The organism is Nocardioides aurantiacus, assembly GCF_003752505.1.
Taxonomy (GTDB): Bacteria; Actinomycetota; Actinomycetes; order Propionibacteriales; family Nocardioidaceae; genus Marmoricola; species Marmoricola aurantiacus.
Map to the genome: position 1 here is coordinate 109,664 of NZ_RKHO01000001.1, position 18,589 is coordinate 128,252.

The window sequence follows — 18,589 nt, forward strand, 5'->3', positions numbered from 1 at the left end:
CCCCACCCGCCACCCACCTGGAGCGACGACATGACCGACAACCCCTTCGGCAGCTTCGACCTCAACTCCATGCTCGAGCAGGCCCAGCAGATGCAGGCCCAGCTGATGCAGGCGCAGGCCGAGCTCGCCGAGCGCACCGTCGAGGGCTCGGTCGGCGGCGTGGTCGTCACCCTCAGCGGCACCGGCGACCTGACCGGCGTCACCGTCTCGCCCGAGGCCGTCGCCGGCACCGACGCCGAGTCCCTCACCGACCTCGGCGACCTGGTCGTCGCGGCCTACCGCGACGCCAAGAGCCGGGTCGACGAGCTGGCCGCGGACGCGCTCGGCCCGCTGGCCGGCGGTGGCCTGGACCTCGGCGGCGATCTCGGCGGCGCCCTGGGCGGCCCCGGCGCCGACCCGCAGGAGCCGCGTCGCCCCGGGGGCTTCTAGGTGTACGAAGGCGTCCTCCAGGACCTCATCGACGAGCTCGCCCGGCTCCCCGGCGTGGGCCCCAAGGGCGCGCAGCGGATCGCCTTCCACCTGCTGGCGGCCGAGCCGACCGACGTGCGCCGCCTGGCCGAGACCATGCTGGAGATGAAGGCCAAGGCGACGTTCTGCTCCACCTGCGGCAACGTCTCGCAGGCCGAGCAGTGCCGGATCTGCGCCGACCCCCGCCGCGACCCGACGCTGATCTGCGTCGTGGAGGAGCCCAAGGACGTCGTCGCCATCGAGCGCACCCGGGAGTTCCGAGGGCGCTACCACGTGCTCGGCGGCGCGATCTCGCCGTTGGAGGGCATCGGGCCCGACCAGCTGCGGATCCGCGAGCTGATGGGCCGGCTGGCCGACGGGACCGTCGTGGAGGTGATCCTCGCGACCGACCCCAACATCGAGGGCGACGCGACCGCGGCCTACCTCAGCCGCTTCCTGCGCACCCTCGACTTGCGCGTCACGCGACTGGCGAGTGGACTGCCGGTGGGAGGGGACCTCGAGTACGCCGACGAGGTCACCCTGGGACGAGCTTTCGCAGGACGGAGGAACGCCGGTGACTGACGACGTGCACGAGGCGGTGCCGACGATGCCGGACCAGGAGCGTGACGAGCTGGCCCAGCAGGTGGCCGACGCCGTGGAGGTCTACCTCCTCGGGCTGCAGGCGATCTCGCGCGGCGAGGCGGCCGGCGGGGCCGCCGTACCCCTGCTGCTGCTCGAGGTCAGCCAGCTGCTGCTCGCCGGGGCCCGGCTGGGCGCCCAGGTCGACTTCGAGACCCCCACCCGCTACCAGCCCGACGTCGGACCCGACCCCGACCTCGACGCCATGCGGCTGCGGCTCGCCAGCGTGCTGGGCGACATCGACACCTACGCCCACAACTTCGAGCCCTACGACCCGGCGACCCTGCCGAGCCAGCTCTCCGACGACCTCACCATCATCGCCACCGACGTGGCCCACGGGCTGCGCCACTTCCGCAACGGTGACGCCCGCGAGGCGCTGTGGTGGTGGCAGTACTCCTACCTCGCCTCCTGGGGCACCAGTGCCTGCGGCGTGCTCAGCGCGCTGCACTCGGTGGTCGCCCACGACCGGCTCGACCGCGACGTCGAGGACGAGGTCGAGCTGCTCGAGGCGGCCGAGGAGCTCGGTGACGTCCTGGCCGGCGGCGGGGCCGTCCTGGACGGTGGCACGGCGCGTTCCTGACCGGCCGTAGAATCGTCGTCGGTCCGCCCGTCGGACCGACGTCCCAGCAGCCGAGCCCAGGGGATCCCGTGAGCACTGAGGTGGCCGACCAGGCCGCGACCCGGGGCCTCGTCGTGCAGAAGTACGGCGGGTCCTCCCTCTCCGACGCCGCCGCGGTCAAGCGCGTGGCCCGCCGCATCGTCGAGGCCAAGAAGCAGGGCAACGACGTCGTGGTCGCCGTCTCGGCGATGGGCGACTCGACCGACGACCTGCTCGACCTCGCCAGCAAGGTCAGCCCGGTGCCCCCGGCCCGTGAGCTCGACATGCTGCTGACCGCCGGTGAGCGCATCTCGATGGCCGTGGTCGCGATGGCGATCTCCGACCTCGGCTTCACCGCGCGCTCCTTCACCGGGTCCCAGGCCGGCGTGATCACCGACTCGGTGCACGGCAAGGCCAAGATCATCGACGTCACCCCGGGGCGAATCACCGACGCGCTCTCCGAGGGCCACATCGTGATCGTGGCGGGCTTCCAGGGCGTCAGCCAGGACACCAAGGAGATCACCACGCTGGGCCGTGGCGGCACCGACACGACCGCCGTCGCCCTGGCCGCGGCGCTCGACGCCGACGTGTGCGAGATCTACACCGACGTCGACGGCGTCTTCACCGCCGACCCGCGGATCGTGCCGACCGCGCGCAAGCTCGAGCGCGTCACCTACGAGGAGATGCTCGAGCTCGCCGCCTGCGGCGCCAAGATCCTGCACCTGCGGTGCGTGGAGTACGCCCGCCGCTACGACATCCCGATCCACGTCCGCTCGTCGTTCAGCCAGCTCCACGGCACCGTGGTCTCCGGCAGCATCGACGACCAGGAGTCCCAGGAGGGCACCATGGAGCAAGCCATCATCTCCGGCGTCGCGCACGACCGCAGCGAGGCCAAGATCACCGTCGTCGGCGTGCCCGACAAGGTGGGCGAGGCCGCGCGCATCTTCGACGCCCTGTCCAAGGCGCAGATCAACCTCGACATGATCGTGCAGAACGTCTCGGCCGCCTCGACCAACCTCACCGACATCTCCTTCACGCTGCCGCGCACCGACGGGCAGACCGCGATGCAGGCGCTGCACGCGCTCAAGGGCGCCATCGGGTTCGACTCGCTCATCTACGACGACCGCATCGGCAAGGTCTCGCTGATCGGCGCCGGGATGCGCTCGCACCCGGGCGTGACGGCGAAGTTCTTCAACTGCCTGGCCGAGGCCGGGGTCAACATCGGGATGATCTCCACCTCGGAGATCAGGATCTCGGTGATCGTGGACGAGGGCGACGTGGACGCCGCCGTGACGGCGACCCACACCGCCTTCGACCTCGACAGCGACGAGGTCGAGGCCGTGGTCTACGGCGGGACGGGGCGCTGAGGTGGCCCGCATCGGGATCGTCGGCGCGACCGGTCAGGTCGGCGTCGCCATGCGCCAGATCCTCCTCGAGCGGGGCTTCCCCGCCGAGGAGGTCCGCTTCTTCGCCTCGGCCCGCTCGGCCGGCACGGTGCTGCCCTTCGGTGACCGCGAGGTCACCGTCGAGGACGCCGCCACCGCCGACCCCGCCGGGCTCGACATGGCGTTGTTCTCCGCCGGGGCGGCCACCTCGCGCGCGCAGGCGCCGCGGTTCGCCGAGGCGGGCGTGGTCGTGGTCGACAACTCCTCGGCCTTCCGCATGGACGACGACGTCCCGCTGGTGGTGAGCGAGGTCAACCCCGAGGCGATCGAGCTGGCCCTCGCGGGGCGCCGCATCATCGCCAACCCCAACTGCACCACCATGGCCGCGATGCCGGTCCTCAAGCCGCTGCACGACGAGGCCGGCCTCACCCGGCTGATCGCCTCCACCTACCAGGCCGTCTCCGGGTCCGGCGTCGCCGGCGTCGAGGAGCTCGCGGGCCAGGTCGGGGCGGCGGGGGAGAAGGCCCGGGAGCTGTCCTACGACGGCGCGGCCGTCGACTTCCCGGCCCCGGTGAAGTACGAGCGCACCATCGCCTACAACGTCGTCCCGCTGGCCGGTGCGATCGTCGACGACGGCCTCGACGAGACCGACGAGGAGAAGAAGCTGCGCAACGAGTCGCGCAAGATCCTCGGTCTCCCCGAGCTGCTCGTCTCCGGCATCTGCGTCCGGGTGCCGGTCTTCACCGGCCACTCGCTGGCGATCAACGCCGAGTTCGCGCGCTCGATGCCGGTGGCACGGGCCCGCGAGATCCTGGCCGGCGCCCCGGGTGTCGAGCTCAGCGACATCCCCAACCCGCTCCAGGCGGCCGGCCGCGACCCGTCGTACGTCGGACGGCTGCGCCACGACCCGGGCGTGCCCGACGAGCGCGGTCTCGCGCTCTTCGTCAGCAACGACAACCTCCGCAAGGGCGCGGCGCTCAACACCGTGCAGATCGCGGAGCTGCTGGCCGCGCGCTAGTCGCCGAGGTCGACCACGGCGGTCGCCGCGAAGTGCGCCAGCACGAAGGTGATGGCCGTGGCCACTGGCAGCACCACCGCCGCCGCGGCCGAGGTCACCGCGGTCGCGGGGAAGAACATCGCCGCGACGACGACGAGGCCCACCCCCACCAGGGCTGTGCCGGCCGGCTGCACCACGCCGAGGACACGCAGCAGGGCGGCCCCGAGGAGCACCTCGGCGACCAGGACCAGCAGCAGGGCCAGCAGTCCCGGTCCGCCGCCACAGCTGGAGACCCCACGCACGACGTCGCAGCCCTGCAGCGCCAGCCACGCCAGCCCGACGCCCGCCAGGGCCGTCACGGCTCCGGCGACCGCCGCAGCCAGCCGGGACGCGACCTGCGGCACACGCAGCGACGGGCGCCTCCGCCGACCCTCCTCGGTCGTGTCGCCGTCGGATCCCCCGGAGCGGTCCCGGTCGAGGTCCTCGGTGACGGGCGGCGTCGCGGTCAGCACGCTGGTCGCGTCGTCGTCGTAGGTCATCTCGGGGCCGCGCGACGCCCGCGGCGGTGGGGGTGTCACCGTCCGGGCCACGGGCTGGGGCGACGGCCGGCGCGTGGGCGCCGCGGCCGGCGCGGGAGCCGGGGCGGACCGGGGAGCGGGCTCGGCCGCCGGGCGGTCGGCGACGGGAGCGGGTTCGACCACCGGGGCCGTGCGGGCCGCGGGAGCGGGCTCGGCGACAGGGGCAGGAGCCGCGGGGGCCGGACGGGAGACCGGCTGGGTCGGGGCCGGCTCGGCCGGGGCGGCGGTCTCCCGCCCGGGGGGCGCCCCGGGCGGGAGCCGCTTGGCGCGGGCAGCGGGCCGCAGCCCGGGAGCGGGCTGAGAAGTGGGCCCCTCGGTGTCGTGAGCGCCGGAGCCAGAGCCGGGCGGTGCCTCGGTGGGTGCCTCCGTGGGTGCCTTCGTGGGTGTCTCCGTGGCCGCCTTCGTGGGCGTCGGGGTGTCGGCGTCCTGGTCCCGGCGCTTCTTGCGCCGCCCGAAGAAGGAGGGGAGCTCGAGGTTGGGCTCGTTGCGCTCGTCGCGACCTGCACCTGCCATGGGGGCATCGTGCCACGGCAGGGCCGTGGTGCACCGGGTTCGCCGAGCATCGTCCCGGCGTCGGGTCGCGAGGCCCCACAACGGCCCGGGAAGCGATCGACCCCGGCCCTCACAGGGTGAGGACCGGGGTCGTGCTGCTGGTCGGGGTGACAGGATTTGAACCTGCGGCCTCGTCGTCCCGAACGACGCGCGCTACCAAGCTGCGCCACACCCCGAAGGCCCGGCGAGTCTATACAGAGCCCGCCGGCGGCGCCGAACCGGGTCCGCGACGTCCGGACCCCGGGCTCAGTGGTCCCGGGCCGTCCAGGTCATCAGGGTCGCCTCGGGCCGGCAGCACAGCCGCACCGGGGCGTACGGCGAGGTGCCGGCGCCCGCCGACACGTGCAGCCACGAGGTGCCCACCTGGCCGGGTCGGGAGTCGGCCGGGTGCCGGTGCAGGCCCTTGGCCCGGGCGGGCTCGAGGTCGCAGTTGGTGACCAGGGCGCCCTTGAACGGCAGGCACACCTGGCCGCCGTGGGTGTGGCCGGCGATGGTGACGTCCCAGCCGTCGCGGGCGTACTGGTCGAGCACCCGGAGGTACGGCGCGTGCGCGACCGCCACGCGCACGTCGGCGTCACGGGGGGCCGGTCCGGAGACGGCGGTCAGGTCGTCGTACTCCAGGTGCGGGTCGTCGACGCCGACGAAGGCCAGGTCGAGGTCGTCGACCCGGAGCCGCCCGGAGGTGTTGGTCAGGTCGAGCCAGCCGGCGCCGGTGAAGGCGTCGCGCAGGTCGCCCCACGGCAGCCGCGGGGTGTGGGTGTTGCGCCGGCCGTCGTCGGGCAGGAGGTACCACAGCGGGTTGCGCGGCTTCGGCGCGAAGTAGTCGTTGGAGCCGGGCACGAAGACCCCCGGCACGTCGAGGAGCCGACCCAGTCCCTCGAGCACCGGACCGACGGACTCGGCGTGGGCGAGGTTGTCGCCGGTGTTGACGACCAGGTCCGGCTCGAGGTCGGCCAGCGAGGCCAGCCATCGACGCTTGCGGCCCTGCGAGGGGGTCAGGTGCAGGTCGCTGACGTGGAGCACCTTCAGCGGCCGGTGCCCGGGCGGGAGGAGCGGCACCTCGACCCGGCGTACGACGAAGCTGCGCACCTCGATGCCGGCGGCGTAGGCGAGGGTCGCGGCGCCGGTGAGCGCACCCGCGCCGAGGACGGCCCCGGTCAGGCGGAGCGCCCGGGCTGCTGCCGCGGGCTCGACGGGGCCGGAAATGCGGTGCGGCTGCATGGAGCCAGGCTGCCACAATGGTCTCCATGACCCTCAAGGAGCGACTGCGCAGCGACCTCACCACCGCCATCAAGGCCCGTGACGAGCTCCGCTCCTCCACGCTGCGGATGGTGCTCACCGCCGTCACCACCGAGGAGGTGGCCGGCAAGGAGCACCGTGAGCTGACCGACGAGGACGTCCTGACCGTGCTGACGCGCGAGGGCAAGAAGCGTCGCGAGGCCGCCGAGGCCTTCGGCGACGCCGGGCGCGAGGAGCAGGCGGCCAAGGAGCGTGCCGAGTCGGCCGTGATCGCGGAGTACCTCCCCCAGCAGCTCGACCAGGCCGAGATCGAGGCGCTGGTGACGCAGACCATCGACGAGCTGGGCGTGCGCGCCGACGGCCCGCGTGCCATCGGACGCGTCATGGGCGTGCTCACCCCCCGCACCAAGGGCCGTGCCGACGGCGGGGCGGTGGCGGCCGTGGTCAAGGCCCAGCTCACCGCCGGCTGAGCACCCCGACGGGCAGTCCCTCGCCGCCCGCGGGCGGAGCAGGACCGTCCGCGCGGCCTACCGCGACGGGTAGAGCGTCACCGTGGTGCCGCGCTCGAGCTGGGTGCCTGCGGCCGGCTCGGTGGCCGCGACGGTGCCGCGGCGTCCCTCGCCGTCGCGCGGGTCGCCGATGGAGACCTGGAAGCCCTGGCCCGACAACGTGTCCAGCGCGCGCTTCTCACGCATGCCGGAGACGTCCTCGACCGGCACCGTGACCGGGGCGTCGCCGAAGGAGGGGGAGGTGAAGTCCTCGTAGGGCAGCTCCTCCTGCACCCCCCGCATCGCGTCGGCCCACATCGGTCCGGCCAGCGTCGAGCCCGCGGCGGAGTAGACGTAGCTGCCGCCCACGACCTGACCGTTGAGGCTGACCCAGTTGCCGTCCTGGTCGGCGCCGGCGATCATCGCGGCGGTCGCCATGGTGGGGGTGTAGCCCGCGAACCACACGGCCATGTTGCCGTTGATCGTGCCGGTCTTGCCGGCCGAGGGCACCGTGAGCGCCAGCGCCTGCCCGAAGCCGCCGGGCTCCAGGACGCCGCGCAGGATCTGGTTGACCGCGTCGGCGGTGGACTCCTTCATCACTCGCTGGCAGCGCGACGGGTAGTCCTTGAACACCTCGCCCTCGGCGTTGAGGATCTGCGACACCGGACGCGCGTCGCAGTGGATGCCGCGGGCCGCGAAGGTGGCGTACGCCGAGGCCATCTCCAGCGGGCTGACGTCGGCGATGCCGAGGGTGAACGAGGGCACCCGCTCGCGGTCGGGGTCGGCGAGGTCGACGCCCATGGCCTTGGCCAGTGCGTAGGGCTCGCACAGGCCGGTGCGGCGCTCGAGCTGGGCGTAGAAGGTGTTGACCGACTCCCGGGTGCCGGTGGTCATGTCCTTGCGGCCGCTGGTGGTGCTGTTGCCCGGCTCCCACGGCGTGGTGACCGGGTAGGAGCCCTCGCAGGACATGAAGTCGCTCTGCGGGATCGAGATCTTCTCGGGGGAGTTGAACGACGTCGAGAGCGGCAGCCCCTGCTCGAGGGCGGCGGCGAGCACGAAGACCTTGAACGTCGACCCCGCCTGGAAGCCGTTGGAGTCGCCGTACTTGGAGTCCACGACGTAGTTGAGGTAGGTCTGGCCCTTGCCCTTCTCGCGGCCCATCGGGCGGCTCTGGGAGACCGCCCGCACCTCGCCGGTGCCGGGCTGCACCATCGCCAGACCGCCGATGGCGGTGTCGGTGGGGTCGACCGCCTCGCTCGTCGCCTCGTCGGCGGAGCGCTGGTAGTCGAGGTCGAGGGTGGTCTTGATGGTGAGCCCGCCCGCGTTGAGCAGCTGCGCGCGGTCCTGCTGGGTGCGGCCCAGCGCCGGGTCCTCGAGGAGGTAGCGGCGCACGTAGTCGCAGAAGAAGGGTGCCGAGGTGCCCAGGCAGCCGTTGCGGGTCCGGGAGACCTTGAGGCCGAGCTCGCGGTCGCTCAGCGTGTCGGCGCGCTCCTGGGGGATCACGTCGAGCTCGGCCATCCGGGCCAGCACCACGTTGCGGCGGGCCTCCGCGCGCTCGGGGAAGCGGGTGGGGTCGAAGCCGACGGGGTTCTTCACCAGGCCGGCCAGCGTCGCGGCCTGCTTGATGTTGAGCTTCGAGGCCGGGACGGAGAAGTAGTGGCGGGCGGCCGCCTGGACGCCGTAGGCGCCGTCACCGAAGTAGGCGAGGTTGAGGTAGCGCTCGAGGATCCACGTCTTGGAATAGTTCTCCTCGAAGGCGATCGCGTGCCGGAGCTCCTGGATCTTGCGCTGGTAGGTGTTCTCGGTCGCCGCCGCGCGCTCCTCGTCGGTCGTCGCCTGCGTCACCAGCGTCATCTTGGCCATCTGCTGGGTGATCGAGGAGCCGCCCTGGGTGCTGCCGCTCGCGGTCTGGTTGTTGACGAAGGCGCGTGCGGTGCCCTTGAGGTCGAGCGCGCCGTGCTGGAAGAAGCGGTAGTCCTCGATGGCCACGATCGCCCGGCGCATCACCGGGGAGACCTTCTCCAGCGGGACGTTGACGCGGTTCTCGTCGTAGAAGGTGGCGACGAGGTCACCGTCGGCGTCGAGCACGCGGGTCCGCTCGGCGAGCGGGTCGGCCTTCAGCTCCTCGGGCAGGTTGTTCATCGAGGCCGAGGTCGCCTTGGCGCCGGCACCGAGGGCGCCGACCAGCGGGACGGCCAGCCCGGCGGTGAGCACACCGAGGACGACGGAGACGGCGACGATGACTCCGAGGTGGGAGACGACCGTGCCGAACGAGACGTGGGGACGGCGTCGAGACATACCACAAGGGTACGGGAGCGCGGTGACGATCCGACCGAGCGGCGCAGCCGATCTAGTCCGAACGGACTATGCAGATCTGCCCTCTCCGTGTCTGTTTCGATCCTCTCAGTCTCTTTAGTCTGATTCCTGGGTGAAAACGGACGTATCGGTACGAGCCGTGAAAATGCCCGGGACTTGGACTCTGGAGGGAACTATGTCCTGGAACGAGATGTGGGCCAACGTGGCGCTGTGCAAGACGTCGCGGCCTGACGAGCTGTTCGTGCGTGGCGCGGAGCAGCACAAGGCCAAGGTGGTGTGCGGGGCGTGCCCCGTGCGCGCCGAGTGCCTCGCCGAGGCGCTGGACAACGAGATCGAGTGGGGCGTCTGGGGCGGCCTGACCGAGCGCGAGCGGCGGGCGCTGCTGCGCAAGCGGCCCAACGTCACCTCGTGGCGACAGCTGCTCGAGACGGCCAAGACCGAGCACGAGGCCACCGTGGGTGGCGGGATCCAGGCGGTCTGACCGACCGGTGCGTGCCGCGGGTCGGGTCGGGGAGGGCGCGACCCGCGGTGTGATCAGCGCGGTCGGGTGTCGCGGCGGGCTGCGGGCTGGGCGCCCAGCAGGTCGCCGATGCGGCGCAGGCCGTCGAGGTCGTGCACGTCGGTCGACAGCGCCGGCAGCACCGCCGTCGGCACGTCGGGGTGCGAGGTCGCGAACCGCCCCGTGAGCCCCCGTTCGCGCTCGACCAGCGTCAACCGGTCGGCGTGCAGCCGCAGCAGGCCCGCGGCGAGGTCGTGCTCCTCGGCGTCCCCGTCCGCACCCGCGCGCAGTCGCTCGACCGCGGCCAGGGCGGCATGGGCGGTCAGCCCGCCCGCCGGCGCGCTGCTGGCCCGGTTGACCACCAGGCCGGCCAGGGGCATGTCCTCGGAGCGCAGCCGCTCCACGAAGTACGCCGCCTCGCGCAGCGCGTCCGGCTCGGGCGCGGCGACCACCAGGAACGCCGTACGCCGGTCCTGGAGCAGCTCGAAGGTGCGCTGCGCCCGTGCCCGGAACCCGCCGAAGAGGGTGTCGAAGGCGGCGACGAAGGCCTTCATGTCCTGCAGCACCTGGGCGCCGATGATCTTGGTGACCGCGTTGGTGACCATCCCGAACCCGGCCGTCATCAGCCGGGCCGGACCCCGTGCCGGGGCCAGCAGCAGCCGCATGAACTTGCCGTCGAGGAAGCTGGAGAGCCGCTCGGGGGCGTCGAGGAAGTCCAGGGCGCTGCGCGAGGGCGGGGTGTCGACGACGATCAGGTCGTGGGCACCCGTACGCCGCGCCTCGGCGTCGAGCTGTCCGAGCTTCTCCATCGCCATGTACTCCTGGGTCCCGGCGAAGGAGCTGGACACCGCGACGTAGAACGGGTTGGCCAGGATCTGGGCCGCCTTCTCGGGGCTGGCCTGGCTCTGCACGACCTCGTCGAAGGTGCGCTTCATGTCGAGCATCATCGCGTCGAGCGAGCCGCCGGCGGCGGTGTCGATGTCGGACACCGGGCGGGGGGTGTTGTCGAGGGCCTCGATGCCCATCGACTGCGCGAGCCGCCGTGCCGGGTCGATGGTCAGCACCACGACCTTGCGGCCGCGCTCGGCGGCACGCAGCGCCAGGGCGGCGGACGTGGTCGTCTTGCCGACGCCGCCGGAGCCGCAGCACACGATGATGCTCCGCGAGCGGTCGTCGAGCAGCGCGTCGACGTCGAGCACGCGGGCGGGGTCGTGGGTGGCCACGAGCGGGCCCACCCGGGCGCGGGCGCGACGGGCGCGGGGTGCGGCGCTCATGCGAGGCCCTGGGTGCACAGCTGCTCGGCCAGCTCGTAGAGCCCGCCGAGGTCCCGGCCGCCCACGCCGGAGGCCAGTCGGGTCAGCTCGACCACCGGCACCCCGAGGTCGTGGACCAGCGCGCGCTGGCCGTCCTCGAGCTCGCGTCGCTCGGCGTGCTGCACGCCCTCGTCGAGCAGGCCCGCGAGCAGGTCGTCGGTGACCTCGACGCCGGCCGCGGTGAGGACGCCGCCGAGCCGGGAGCGGTCGACCGACCCGGAGACCAGGGCGGCGCGGTCGTCGTGGTCGAGGTCCTGCGGGCGGACCTGGTTGACCACCACCGCGCCGACGGGCAGTCCCGTGCCGCGGAGCTCCTCGATGCCGTCGGCGGTCTCCTGCACGGGCATCTCCTCCAGCACGGTGACGAGGTGGATCACGGTGCGCTCGGAGCGCAGCAGCGTGGTGACGGTGTCGGCCTGCGACTTGATCGGGCCGACCTTGGCCAGCCCGGCCAGCTCGTCGTTGACGTTGAGGAACTGGGCGATCCGACCGGTGGGCGGGGCGTCGAGCACGATCGCGTCGTAGCTCCGCGCGCCCTTGTTGCGGCTGTTGCGGTGGGCCGCCTCGTAGACCTTGCCGGTGAGCAGCACGTCGCGCACGCCGGGGGCGATGGTGGTGGCGAACTCGATCACGCCGAACCGGTCGAGCGCCTTGCCGGCGCGACCGAGGCGGTAGTACATGTCGAGGTACTCCAGCAGCGCCGACTCCGGGTCGATGGCCAGCGCGTAGACCTCGCCCGACCCGGCCTGGGGCCGCACGAGCAGCCGCTCCTCGTAGGGCAGCGGGGGCACGTCGAAGAGCTGGGCCACCCCCTGGCGTCCCTCGACCTCGCACAGCAGCACGGTCTTGCCGCGGGAGGCGAGCGCGAGGGCCAGGGCCGCCGCGACGGTGGACTTGCCGGTGCCGCCCTTGCCGGAGACGACGTGGAGCTGGACCCCCGGGAACAGCTCGGGCGGACGGGAGGGGGAGGGCACGCCCCGAGCGTAGAGGCCGGGCGGCCCCGACCGGGCGGAGTGTGCGGCGACCCACACCGGTCCGGAGCAGGGTGTGCGGCGGCGCCATGTGACCTGCGCCATGTCCGTGGCAGGATCGGCCGAGGAGGTGGTCGACGACCATGGACAAGGTGATTGCGAGCGCGGCCGAGGCCGTGTCCGACATCGGTGACGGCGCGACGCTCTCGGTGGGCGGGTTCGGGCTGTGCGGGATCCCGTCGGTGCTGATCCAGGCGCTGCTCGCGCAGGGCACGACCGACCTGGAGGCCTACTCCAACAACGCCGGCGTGGACGACTGGGGGCTCGGGCTGCTGCTCGGCGCCGGTCGGATCCGACGCATGGTGGCCTCCTACGTGGGGGAGAACAAGGAGTTCGCCCGGCAGTACCTCTCCGGCGAGCTCGAGGTCGAGCTGACCCCGCAGGGCACGCTGGCCGAGCGGATGCGCGCCGGCGGCGTCGGCATCCCGGCCTTCTTCACCGCCACCGGTGGCGGAACCCAGGTCGCCGACGGCGGGCTGCCCTGGCGCTACGACGAGGCCGGCAACGTGGTGGTCGCCTCCCCGCCCAAGGAGACCCGGACCTTCGGGACCCCCGACGGTCCGCGCGAGTTCGTGATGGAGGAGGCGCTCGTGGCCGACTTCGGGCTGGTCCGGGCGTGGCGCGGCGACCGCCACGGCAACCTCGTCTTCCGCGACTCGGCGCAGAACTTCAACCCGCTCGCCGCCATGTGCGGCCGGGTCACCATCGCGGAGGTGGAGGAGCTGGTCGACCCCGGCGACCTCGACCCCAACCAGGTCCACACCCCCGGCGTCTTCGTCCACCGGGTGGTCGAGCTGACTCCCGAGCAGGCGGCCGACAAGCGCATCGAGAAGAGGACGGTGACCCCGCGATGAGCTGGAGCCGCGAGGAGATGGCCGCACGGGCGGCCTCCGAGCTGACCGACGGGTCCTACGTCAACCTCGGCATCGGGCTGCCGACCCTGGTGCCCAACTACGTCGACGACGACGTCGAGCTGGTGCTGCAGTCCGAGAACGGCATCCTCGGCGTCGGGGCCTACCCGCTCGAGGGCGAGGAGGACGCCGACCTGGTCAACGCCGGGAAGGAGACGGTCACGCTGCGGCGTGGGTCGTCGATCTTCGACTCCGCCCTGTCCTTCGGGATGATCCGCGGGGGCAAGATCGACGCCGCCATCCTCGGCGCGATGCAGGTCTCGGCCGCCGGCGACATCGCCAACTGGATGATCCCCGGCAAGATGGTCAAGGGGATGGGCGGCGCGATGGACCTCGTCCACGGCGCCAAGCGGGTGATCGTGCTGATGGAGCACACCGCCAAGGACGGCTCCTACAAGATCGTCGAGGAGTGCTCGCTGCCCTACACCGGTCGCGGTGTCGTGGAGCGGATCATCACCGACCTGTGCGTCCTCGACGTCACGCCCGAGGGGCTGCGGCTGGTCGAGCTGGCCCCCGGGGTCACCGAGGACGAGGTCCGGGAGAAGACCGAGCCGACCGTCCGCTGAGGCGGCGTACGCCGACCTCGGGAACGATGTCGGGAATGTCTGGGTGGGCCCCGACGTTCTGGAGTGGTCAAACTTTCCACTACTTCGGAGGTCCACCTCGTGACCCGTGCATTCGATCCCGTCCGAATCGGCCGCTGGGAGCTCCCGCAGTCCTTCGTCATGGCCCCGCTGACGCGCAACCGCGCCGGTGAGGGCAACGCCCCCACCGAGCTCAACGCCACCTACTACGGGCAGCGGGCGGGCGCCGGGCTGATCATCACCGAGGGCGTCGCCCCCAGCCACGTCGGCCAGGGCTACCTCAACGTGCCGGGCCTCTACACCAAGGACCAGGTCGCCGGCTGGCGCACGGTCGCCGACGAGGTGCACCGCCACGGCGGCACCGTCGTCGCGCAGCTGATGCACGCGGGCCGCATCGCCCACGCCGACAACAAGGACGGCGTCGACACCGTCTCCGCCAGCGCCGTGCGCGCCCCCGGCGAGATGGTCACCGCGCAGGGCCCCAAGCCCCACGACGAGCCGCGCGAGATCGCCACCGACGAGCTCGCCTCGGTCGTGGAGGAGTACGCCACCGCCGCCCGCAACGCGGTCGACGCCGGTCTGGACGGGGTCGAGGTCCACGCGGCCAACGGCTACCTGCTCCACCAGTTCCTCGACCCGACGATCAACCTCCGCAAGGACGACCACGGCGGGTCGCCGGAGAACCGGGCGCGCTTCGTCGTCGAGGTCGTGCAGGCCGTGGCCGCGGCCATCGGCGCGGACCGGGTGGGCGTACGCCTGTCCCCGGGCCACCAGTTCAACGGCATCGGCGAGGAGCCGGGCGACGACCTCGAGGCGACCTACCGCGCCGTCGTCGACGGCATCGCCCCGCTGGGCCTGGCCTACCTCTCGCTGCTCGCCAGCCCGCTGGAGCCGCTCGAGGCGCTGGTCAAGGACCTCAAGGCCCGCTTCGGCGGTCCGGTGCTGCTCAACAGCGGCTTCGGCGACGTGACCAGCCTGGACTCGGTCGAGGAGCTGCTCGCGACCGGTCTGGCCGACGCGGTCGTCGTCGGTCGGCCGTTCCTGGCCAACCCCGACCTGGCCAAGCGCTGGGCCGAGGGCGCGGAGCTCAACGAGCCCGACGCGGACACCTTCTACGGCGGCGGGGCCGAGGGCTACACCGACTACCCCACGCTCGACCAGGCCAGCTGACCCACGCTCGGACCCGACGAGGCCCGGGACGCGCACACCGCGCGTCCCGGGCCTCGTGCCGTCCCCGCGCGATGTCGGTCAGCCGGGCAGCTGCGCGACGACCGTCGGCCAGGCGTCCGACCCGGGGTCGATCAGTGACATGTGGTCGGTGTCGAGCTCGGTCAGGTCGATCCAGGGGTGCCGCTCGACCAGCCCGCGGCTGAGCGGGAGCGGGACCGCCTCGTCGGCGGAGCCGTGCACCACCCGGACGTCGTACGGCGGGCGCCGGTCCAGCAGCGTGACCGGGTCGGCCTCCCCGACCGGCTGGTCGCCGAGCAGTGCCGCGGTCGCGCCGTCGCCGAGGTCGAGCCGCAGCGCCTCCGCGAGGTCGGCCACGGGTGCGAGGGCGACGACGCCGTCGAGCGGTGCTCCGGTGGCGGCGAGCCACAGCACGAGCTGGCCCCCGGCGGAGTGGCCCATCGCCCAGGTGGGGCCGGAGCGCACACCGATCCGGCCGAGCAGCTCCGGCAGCAGGTCCAGCGCCCGGCGTACGTCGCGACCGGTGGTGGGCCACCCGCCGCCGGCGCCGACGCGGCGGTACTCCGGGGTCGCCACCACCCACCCCAGGTCGGCCAGCGCGCGGGCCTGCTCCCGGGTGTGGCGACGGTCGTGGGCCGACTTCCAGAAGCCGCCGTGCACGAGCAGCACCGTCCGCGCGGCCTGCCGGGGGAGGCGACCGCCGGGGAGGTGCACGTCGAGGACGCCGTCGTCGTGGTCGGCCCAGCGCAGGGTGGCGTCGGGGAGGGCACCGGTCATGCCGGGCAGCCTAGGAGGGGCCCGCGGGACGCCCTAGGGTGGCGTCATGACCCAGTGGGAATACCTGACGGCGCCGGTGCTGGTCCACTCGACCAAGGCGATCCTCGACAACTTCGGCTCCGACGGCTGGGAGCTGGTGCAGATGGTCCCGGGGATGAACCCCGAGAACCTCGTGGCCTACTTCAAGCGGCCCAAGCAGTGACCGCCGGCGCGGCCACCCCCGAGGAGCGCCTCGAGCAGCTCGGCCTGGCCGTGCCGCAGGTGGCGGCGCCCGTCGCGGCGTACGTACCGGCGGTGCGCAGCGGTGCCCACGTCTTCACCTCGGGTCAGCTGCCGATGCGTGACGGCCAGCTGCTGCTCACCGGCAAGGTCGGGGCCGAGGTCTCCCAGGAGGAGGCCGTCGACTGCGCCCGCCAGTGCGCGCTCAACGCGCTGGCCGCGGTGCGCGCCGAGGTCGGCGAGCTCTCGGCCGTACGCCGGGTGGTCAAGGTCGTGGTCTTCGTCGCCTCCTCGCCCGACTTCACCGCCCAGCCGCAGGTCGCCAACGGCGTCTCGGAGCTGCTCGGCGAGGTCTTCGGCGAGACGGGCCGGCACGCCCGCTCGGCGGTGGGGGTGTCCGTGCTCCCGCTCGACGCCCCGGTCGAGGTCGAGCTCGTCGTGGAGGTCTGAGCGTGGCCCGGGTGCAGCTGCCCGCGGCCTTCGTGGAGAGCGCGCGCGCCTTCACCACCGGCGAGAAGCAGCCGGTCGAGCCGCGCAACGCGGCGACCGTGGTGCTGCTGCGGCCCGGGCGCACGGGCGGGTCCGAGGTCTACCTGCTGCGGCGGCAGACCTCGATGGCCTTCGCCGGCGGCATGTGCGTCTTCCCCGGTGGCGGGGTGGACCCCCGCGACTTCGACGACCACGACGTGCGCTGGGCCGGTCCCGACGCGGCGACCTGGGCCCACCGGCTCGGCACCGACGAGGCGACGGCCCGGGCGCTGGTGTGCGCCGCGGTCCGCGAGACCTTCGAGGAGTCCGGGGTGCTCCTGGCCGGTGAGTCCGCCGAGACCGTCGTCGCCGACGTGACCGGCGAGGACTGGGAGCGCGACCGGGCGTCGCTGGAGGGTCGCGAGCTCGCCTTCACCGATTTCCTGGAGCGGCGTGGGCTGGTGCTGCGCACCGACCTGCTGGCGCCCTGGCGGGCCTGGCTGACCCCCGAGTTCGAGCCGCGGCGCTACCGCACGTGGTTCTTCGCCGCCGTCCTGCCCGAGGGCCAGCGCACCCGTGACGTCTCCACCGAGTCCGACGCCGTCGCCTGGCTGCCGGCGCTGGACGCCGTGGCCCAGGCCGACGCCGAGCAGATCCTGATGCTGCCGCCGACGTGGATGACCTGCCTCGAGGTGGCCCAGCACCCCGGCCCGGACGACGTGCTGGCCGCCGGCTCCGACCGCACGGTCGAGATGTTCGTGCCGGAGCTCGTCGAGGACCCGGACGACGCCGAGGGCGCCACGCTCACCACCCCGCCCTGGATGCAGGAGCTGCTGGAGCGTCGCCCGTGACCGAGGCCGCCGCCTGGACCGGCGGCCGCTTCGGCGAGCGCGCCCGGTGCCTGCTCGCCCCCAACGCCGACGAGATGACGCTCGACGGCACCAACACGTGGGTGCTGCGCGAGCCCGGCGCCCGGCGCTCGGTCGTGGTCGACCCCGGTCCTCCGGACGCCGGCCACCTCGACGCCGTCGCCGAGGCCGCGGGGGAGGTGGGGGTCGTGCTGCTCACCCACCACCACCTCGACCACTCCGAGGCGGCCCGCGAGTTCGCCGAGCGGATGGGGTGCGGCGTACGCGCGCTGGACCCGGAGTGGCGGCTGGGCTCCGAGGGCCTCGCCGGGGGCGACGTGGTGGAGGTCGACGGTCTCGAGGTCCGGGTCGTCGCGACCCCCGGCCACACGGCCGACTCGCTGTCGTTCGTGCTGCCCGCGGAGTCGGCCGTGCTGACCGGCGACACCGTGCTCGGGCGGGGCACCACCGTGGTGGCCCACCCCGACGGCCAGCTGGGTGCCTACCTCGGCTCGCTGGACCGGCTGCACGCGCTGGCGCAGGAGCAGGGCCTGACGTGGGTCCTGCCGGGCCACGGCCCGGTCCTCGACGACGCTCTCGGGGTGCTGGAGCGCTACCGCGCCCACCGCCGCGACCGGCTGGCGCAGGTCGAGGCCGCGCTCGCGGCGCTGCGCGAGGAGCAGCTGGACGAGGACGCGCTGCCGCGCCGCGTGGTCGAGGTCGTCTACGCCGACGTCGACCCGGTGCTCTGGGGTGCGGCCGAGCTCTCGGTGCGCGCCCAGCTCGCCCACCTGGCCCGCTAGGGCCCGGCAGGCGCGTCCGGACGCCCGGTCAGCGGGCCCGGCGACGCATCCGCTCGACGTCGTGGATCACGACCGAGCGGGGCTCCAGGCGCAGCCAGCCGCGCGAGGCGAAGTCGGCCAGCGCCTTGTTGACGGTCTCCCGCGAGGCGCCGACCAGCTGGGCCAGCTCCTCCTGGGTGAGCTCGTGGTGCACGTGGACGCCGTCGTCGGCGGTGCGGCCGAAGCGGTCGGCCAGGTCGAGCAGCGCCTTGGCCACCCGGCCGGGGACGTCGGAGAAGACCAGGTCGGCGACGACCTCGTTGGTCTTGCGCAGCCGGCCGGCCAGCTGGGAGAGCAGGCCGAGCGCGACGCCCGGGCGGCCCTCGAGCCAGCGCAGCAGGTCGTCGTGGGACAACGAGAGGAACGTCGTCTCGGTGACGGCCGTGACGGTGGCCGAGCGCGGGCCGGGGTCGAAGAGCGAGAGCTCGCCGAACATCTGGCCCGGACCGAGGATCGCCAGGAGGTTCTCGCGGCCGTCGGAGGACGTGCGGCCCAGCTTCACCTTGCCGTCGGTGACGATGTAGAGCTTGTCGCCCGGGTCGCCCTCGTGGAAGAGCACCTCACCCCGACGGAGCCGGTTCTCGCCCATGGAGGACCGCAGCGCGGAGGCCGCCTCGTCGTCGAGCGCGCTGAACAGCGGCGCCTGGCGGAGTACGTCGTTAGTCACGCG

At 73.2% G+C, this 18,589-nt stretch carries 21 protein-coding genes and 1 tRNA gene; 14 read left to right on the forward strand and 8 right to left on the reverse strand.

Going from position 1 to position 18,589, the window contains the following annotated elements; translation table 11 throughout:
- Positions 1–30: 30 nt before the first annotated feature.
- The 5 genes from EDD33_RS00505 to EDD33_RS00525 all read left to right on the forward strand — a co-directional run bounded on the left by EDD33_RS00505 (position 31) and on the right by EDD33_RS00525 (position 4,087).
- A complete protein-coding gene (locus tag EDD33_RS00505) occupies positions 31–429 on the forward strand; it encodes a YbaB/EbfC family nucleoid-associated protein (RefSeq protein WP_123388676.1) in 399 nt (132 codons plus the stop codon).
- Positions 430–1,029, forward strand: coding sequence for a recombination mediator RecR (gene recR, locus EDD33_RS00510; RefSeq protein WP_123388677.1), 600 nt, complete (start codon positions 430–432; stop codon positions 1,027–1,029).
- On the forward strand, positions 1,022–1,666 hold the full coding sequence (locus EDD33_RS00515; RefSeq protein WP_246003282.1) for a DUF5063 domain-containing protein: 645 nt from the start codon (positions 1,022–1,024) through the stop codon (positions 1,664–1,666). The genes recR and EDD33_RS00515 overlap by 8 nt, the downstream gene beginning before the upstream one ends.
- Positions 1,667–1,734: 68 nt before the next feature.
- Positions 1,735–3,051 carry an aspartate kinase gene (locus EDD33_RS00520; RefSeq protein WP_246003283.1) on the forward strand — a complete coding sequence of 439 codons (1,317 nt, stop codon included), beginning with the start codon at positions 1,735–1,737 and terminating at the stop codon, positions 3,049–3,051.
- 49 nt (positions 3,052–3,100) lie between these two features.
- Positions 3,101–4,087 carry an aspartate-semialdehyde dehydrogenase gene (locus tag EDD33_RS00525; protein ID WP_246003624.1) on the forward strand — a complete coding sequence of 329 codons (987 nt, stop codon included), beginning with the start codon at positions 3,101–3,103 and terminating at the stop codon, positions 4,085–4,087.
- On the opposite strand, the gene EDD33_RS20220 is transcribed toward EDD33_RS00525, so the two are convergent.
- The 3 genes from EDD33_RS20220 to EDD33_RS00540 form a co-directional block, all read right to left on the reverse strand.
- Positions 4,084–5,157: a hypothetical protein gene (locus tag EDD33_RS20220; RefSeq protein ID WP_211332363.1), complete on the reverse strand. Its 1,074-nt coding sequence runs from the start codon at positions 5,155–5,157 to the stop codon at positions 4,084–4,086. The genes EDD33_RS00525 and EDD33_RS20220 overlap by 4 nt on opposite strands.
- A 138-nt stretch (positions 5,158–5,295) precedes the next feature.
- A tRNA-Pro gene (locus tag EDD33_RS00535) sits at positions 5,296–5,372 on the reverse strand.
- A 70-nt stretch (positions 5,373–5,442) separates the two neighbouring features.
- On the reverse strand, positions 5,443–6,417 hold the full coding sequence (locus EDD33_RS00540) for a metallophosphoesterase (RefSeq protein WP_123388679.1): 975 nt from the start codon (positions 6,415–6,417) through the stop codon (positions 5,443–5,445).
- Positions 6,418–6,443: 26 nt separating this feature from the next.
- Here EDD33_RS00540 and EDD33_RS00545 point away from each other — a divergent pair, with 26 nt between their 5' ends.
- Entirely contained in the window at positions 6,444–6,905 is a 462-nt protein-coding gene (locus EDD33_RS00545) for a GatB/YqeY domain-containing protein (RefSeq protein WP_342773571.1), read from the forward strand.
- A gap of 57 nt (positions 6,906–6,962) precedes the next feature.
- On the opposite strand, the gene EDD33_RS00550 is transcribed toward EDD33_RS00545, so the two are convergent.
- A complete protein-coding gene (locus EDD33_RS00550) occupies positions 6,963–9,221 on the reverse strand; it encodes a transglycosylase domain-containing protein (protein WP_123388681.1) in 2,259 nt (752 codons plus the stop codon).
- Positions 9,222–9,414: 193 nt separating this feature from the next.
- On the opposite strand from EDD33_RS00550, the gene EDD33_RS00555 reads away from it, so the two are divergent.
- Positions 9,415–9,720, forward strand: coding sequence for a WhiB family transcriptional regulator (locus EDD33_RS00555; RefSeq protein WP_123388682.1), 306 nt, complete (start codon positions 9,415–9,417; stop codon positions 9,718–9,720).
- A gap of 53 nt (positions 9,721–9,773) precedes the next feature.
- Here EDD33_RS00555 and bagB read toward each other — a convergent pair whose 3' ends face one another.
- Both bagB and bagA read right to left on the reverse strand, forming a co-directional pair.
- Complete coding sequence (gene bagB / locus EDD33_RS20225; RefSeq protein WP_123388683.1) at positions 9,774–11,012, reverse strand: ArsA family ATPase; 1,239 nt, start codon at positions 11,010–11,012, stop codon at positions 9,774–9,776.
- A complete protein-coding gene (gene bagA / locus EDD33_RS20230; RefSeq protein WP_246003284.1) occupies positions 11,009–12,025 on the reverse strand; it encodes an ATPase BagA in 1,017 nt (338 codons plus the stop codon). Before bagA ends, bagB begins: the two co-directional genes overlap by 4 nt.
- Before the next feature lie 140 nt (positions 12,026–12,165).
- Between bagA and EDD33_RS00570 the strand changes: the two genes are divergently transcribed.
- The 3 genes from EDD33_RS00570 to EDD33_RS00580 all read left to right on the forward strand — a co-directional run bounded on the left by EDD33_RS00570 (position 12,166) and on the right by EDD33_RS00580 (position 14,747).
- Entirely contained in the window at positions 12,166–12,936 is a 771-nt protein-coding gene (locus EDD33_RS00570; RefSeq protein ID WP_123388685.1) for a CoA transferase subunit A, read from the forward strand.
- Positions 12,933–13,559 carry a CoA transferase subunit B gene (locus EDD33_RS00575; protein ID WP_123388686.1) on the forward strand — a complete coding sequence of 209 codons (627 nt, stop codon included), beginning with the start codon at positions 12,933–12,935 and terminating at the stop codon, positions 13,557–13,559. The genes EDD33_RS00570 and EDD33_RS00575 overlap by 4 nt, the downstream gene beginning before the upstream one ends.
- 99 nt (positions 13,560–13,658) lie before the next feature.
- Entirely contained in the window at positions 13,659–14,747 is a 1,089-nt protein-coding gene (locus EDD33_RS00580; protein WP_123388687.1) for an alkene reductase, read from the forward strand.
- Between the two features lie 78 nt (positions 14,748–14,825).
- Here EDD33_RS00580 and EDD33_RS00585 read toward each other — a convergent pair whose 3' ends face one another.
- Positions 14,826–15,542, reverse strand: a complete 717-nt coding sequence (locus tag EDD33_RS00585) for an alpha/beta hydrolase (protein WP_123388688.1) — start codon at positions 15,540–15,542, stop codon at positions 14,826–14,828.
- A gap of 46 nt (positions 15,543–15,588) precedes the next feature.
- Here EDD33_RS00585 and sp36 point away from each other — a divergent pair, with 46 nt between their 5' ends.
- Genes sp36 through EDD33_RS00605 form a run of 4 tightly spaced genes read left to right on the forward strand, consistent with a single transcriptional unit; the run spans position 15,589 to position 17,880 of the window.
- A complete protein-coding gene (gene sp36, locus EDD33_RS00590; RefSeq protein WP_123388689.1) occupies positions 15,589–15,744 on the forward strand; it encodes a Sp36 family protein in 156 nt (51 codons plus the stop codon).
- Positions 15,741–16,211 (forward strand): RidA family protein, encoded by a 471-nt coding sequence (locus tag EDD33_RS00595; RefSeq protein ID WP_123388690.1) that lies wholly within the window; start codon positions 15,741–15,743, stop codon positions 16,209–16,211. The genes sp36 and EDD33_RS00595 overlap by 4 nt, the downstream gene beginning before the upstream one ends.
- A 2-nt stretch (positions 16,212–16,213) precedes the next feature.
- Positions 16,214–17,080: an NUDIX hydrolase gene (locus tag EDD33_RS00600; protein WP_170169661.1), complete on the forward strand. Its 867-nt coding sequence runs from the start codon at positions 16,214–16,216 to the stop codon at positions 17,078–17,080.
- Complete coding sequence (locus EDD33_RS00605) at positions 17,077–17,880, forward strand: MBL fold metallo-hydrolase (protein WP_246003285.1); 804 nt, start codon at positions 17,077–17,079, stop codon at positions 17,878–17,880. The genes EDD33_RS00600 and EDD33_RS00605 overlap by 4 nt, the downstream gene beginning before the upstream one ends.
- Positions 17,881–17,908: 28 nt before the next feature.
- On the opposite strand, the gene EDD33_RS00610 is transcribed toward EDD33_RS00605, so the two are convergent.
- On the reverse strand, positions 17,909–18,586 hold the full coding sequence (locus tag EDD33_RS00610; RefSeq protein WP_056542524.1) for a Crp/Fnr family transcriptional regulator: 678 nt from the start codon (positions 18,584–18,586) through the stop codon (positions 17,909–17,911).
- Positions 18,587–18,589: the final 3 nt, after the last annotated feature.

Coding starts and splice junctions, on each gene's coding strand:
- EDD33_RS00505 (WP_123388676.1), top strand. CDS start 31: ATGACCGACAACCCCTTCGGCAGCTTCGACCTCAACTCCATGCTCGAG.
- EDD33_RS00525 (WP_246003624.1), top strand. CDS start 3,101: ATGCGCCAGATCCTCCTCGAGCGGGGCTTCCCCGCCGAGGAGGTCCGC.
- EDD33_RS20220 (WP_211332363.1), bottom strand. CDS start 5,157: ATGGCAGGTGCAGGTCGCGACGAGCGCAACGAGCCCAACCTCGAGCTC.
- EDD33_RS00540 (WP_123388679.1), bottom strand. CDS start 6,417: ATGCAGCCGCACCGCATTTCCGGCCCCGTCGAGCCCGCGGCAGCAGCC.
- EDD33_RS00545 (WP_342773571.1), top strand. CDS start 6,444: ATGACCCTCAAGGAGCGACTGCGCAGCGACCTCACCACCGCCATCAAG.
- EDD33_RS00550 (WP_123388681.1), bottom strand. CDS start 9,221: ATGTCTCGACGCCGTCCCCACGTCTCGTTCGGCACGGTCGTCTCCCAC.
- EDD33_RS00555 (WP_123388682.1), top strand. CDS start 9,415: ATGTCCTGGAACGAGATGTGGGCCAACGTGGCGCTGTGCAAGACGTCG.
- bagB (WP_123388683.1), bottom strand. CDS start 11,012: ATGAGCGCCGCACCCCGCGCCCGTCGCGCCCGCGCCCGGGTGGGCCCG.
- EDD33_RS00570 (WP_123388685.1), top strand. CDS start 12,166: ATGGACAAGGTGATTGCGAGCGCGGCCGAGGCCGTGTCCGACATCGGT.
- EDD33_RS00575 (WP_123388686.1), top strand. CDS start 12,933: ATGAGCTGGAGCCGCGAGGAGATGGCCGCACGGGCGGCCTCCGAGCTG.
- EDD33_RS00585 (WP_123388688.1), bottom strand. CDS start 15,542: ATGACCGGTGCCCTCCCCGACGCCACCCTGCGCTGGGCCGACCACGAC.
- sp36 (WP_123388689.1), top strand. CDS start 15,589: ATGACCCAGTGGGAATACCTGACGGCGCCGGTGCTGGTCCACTCGACC.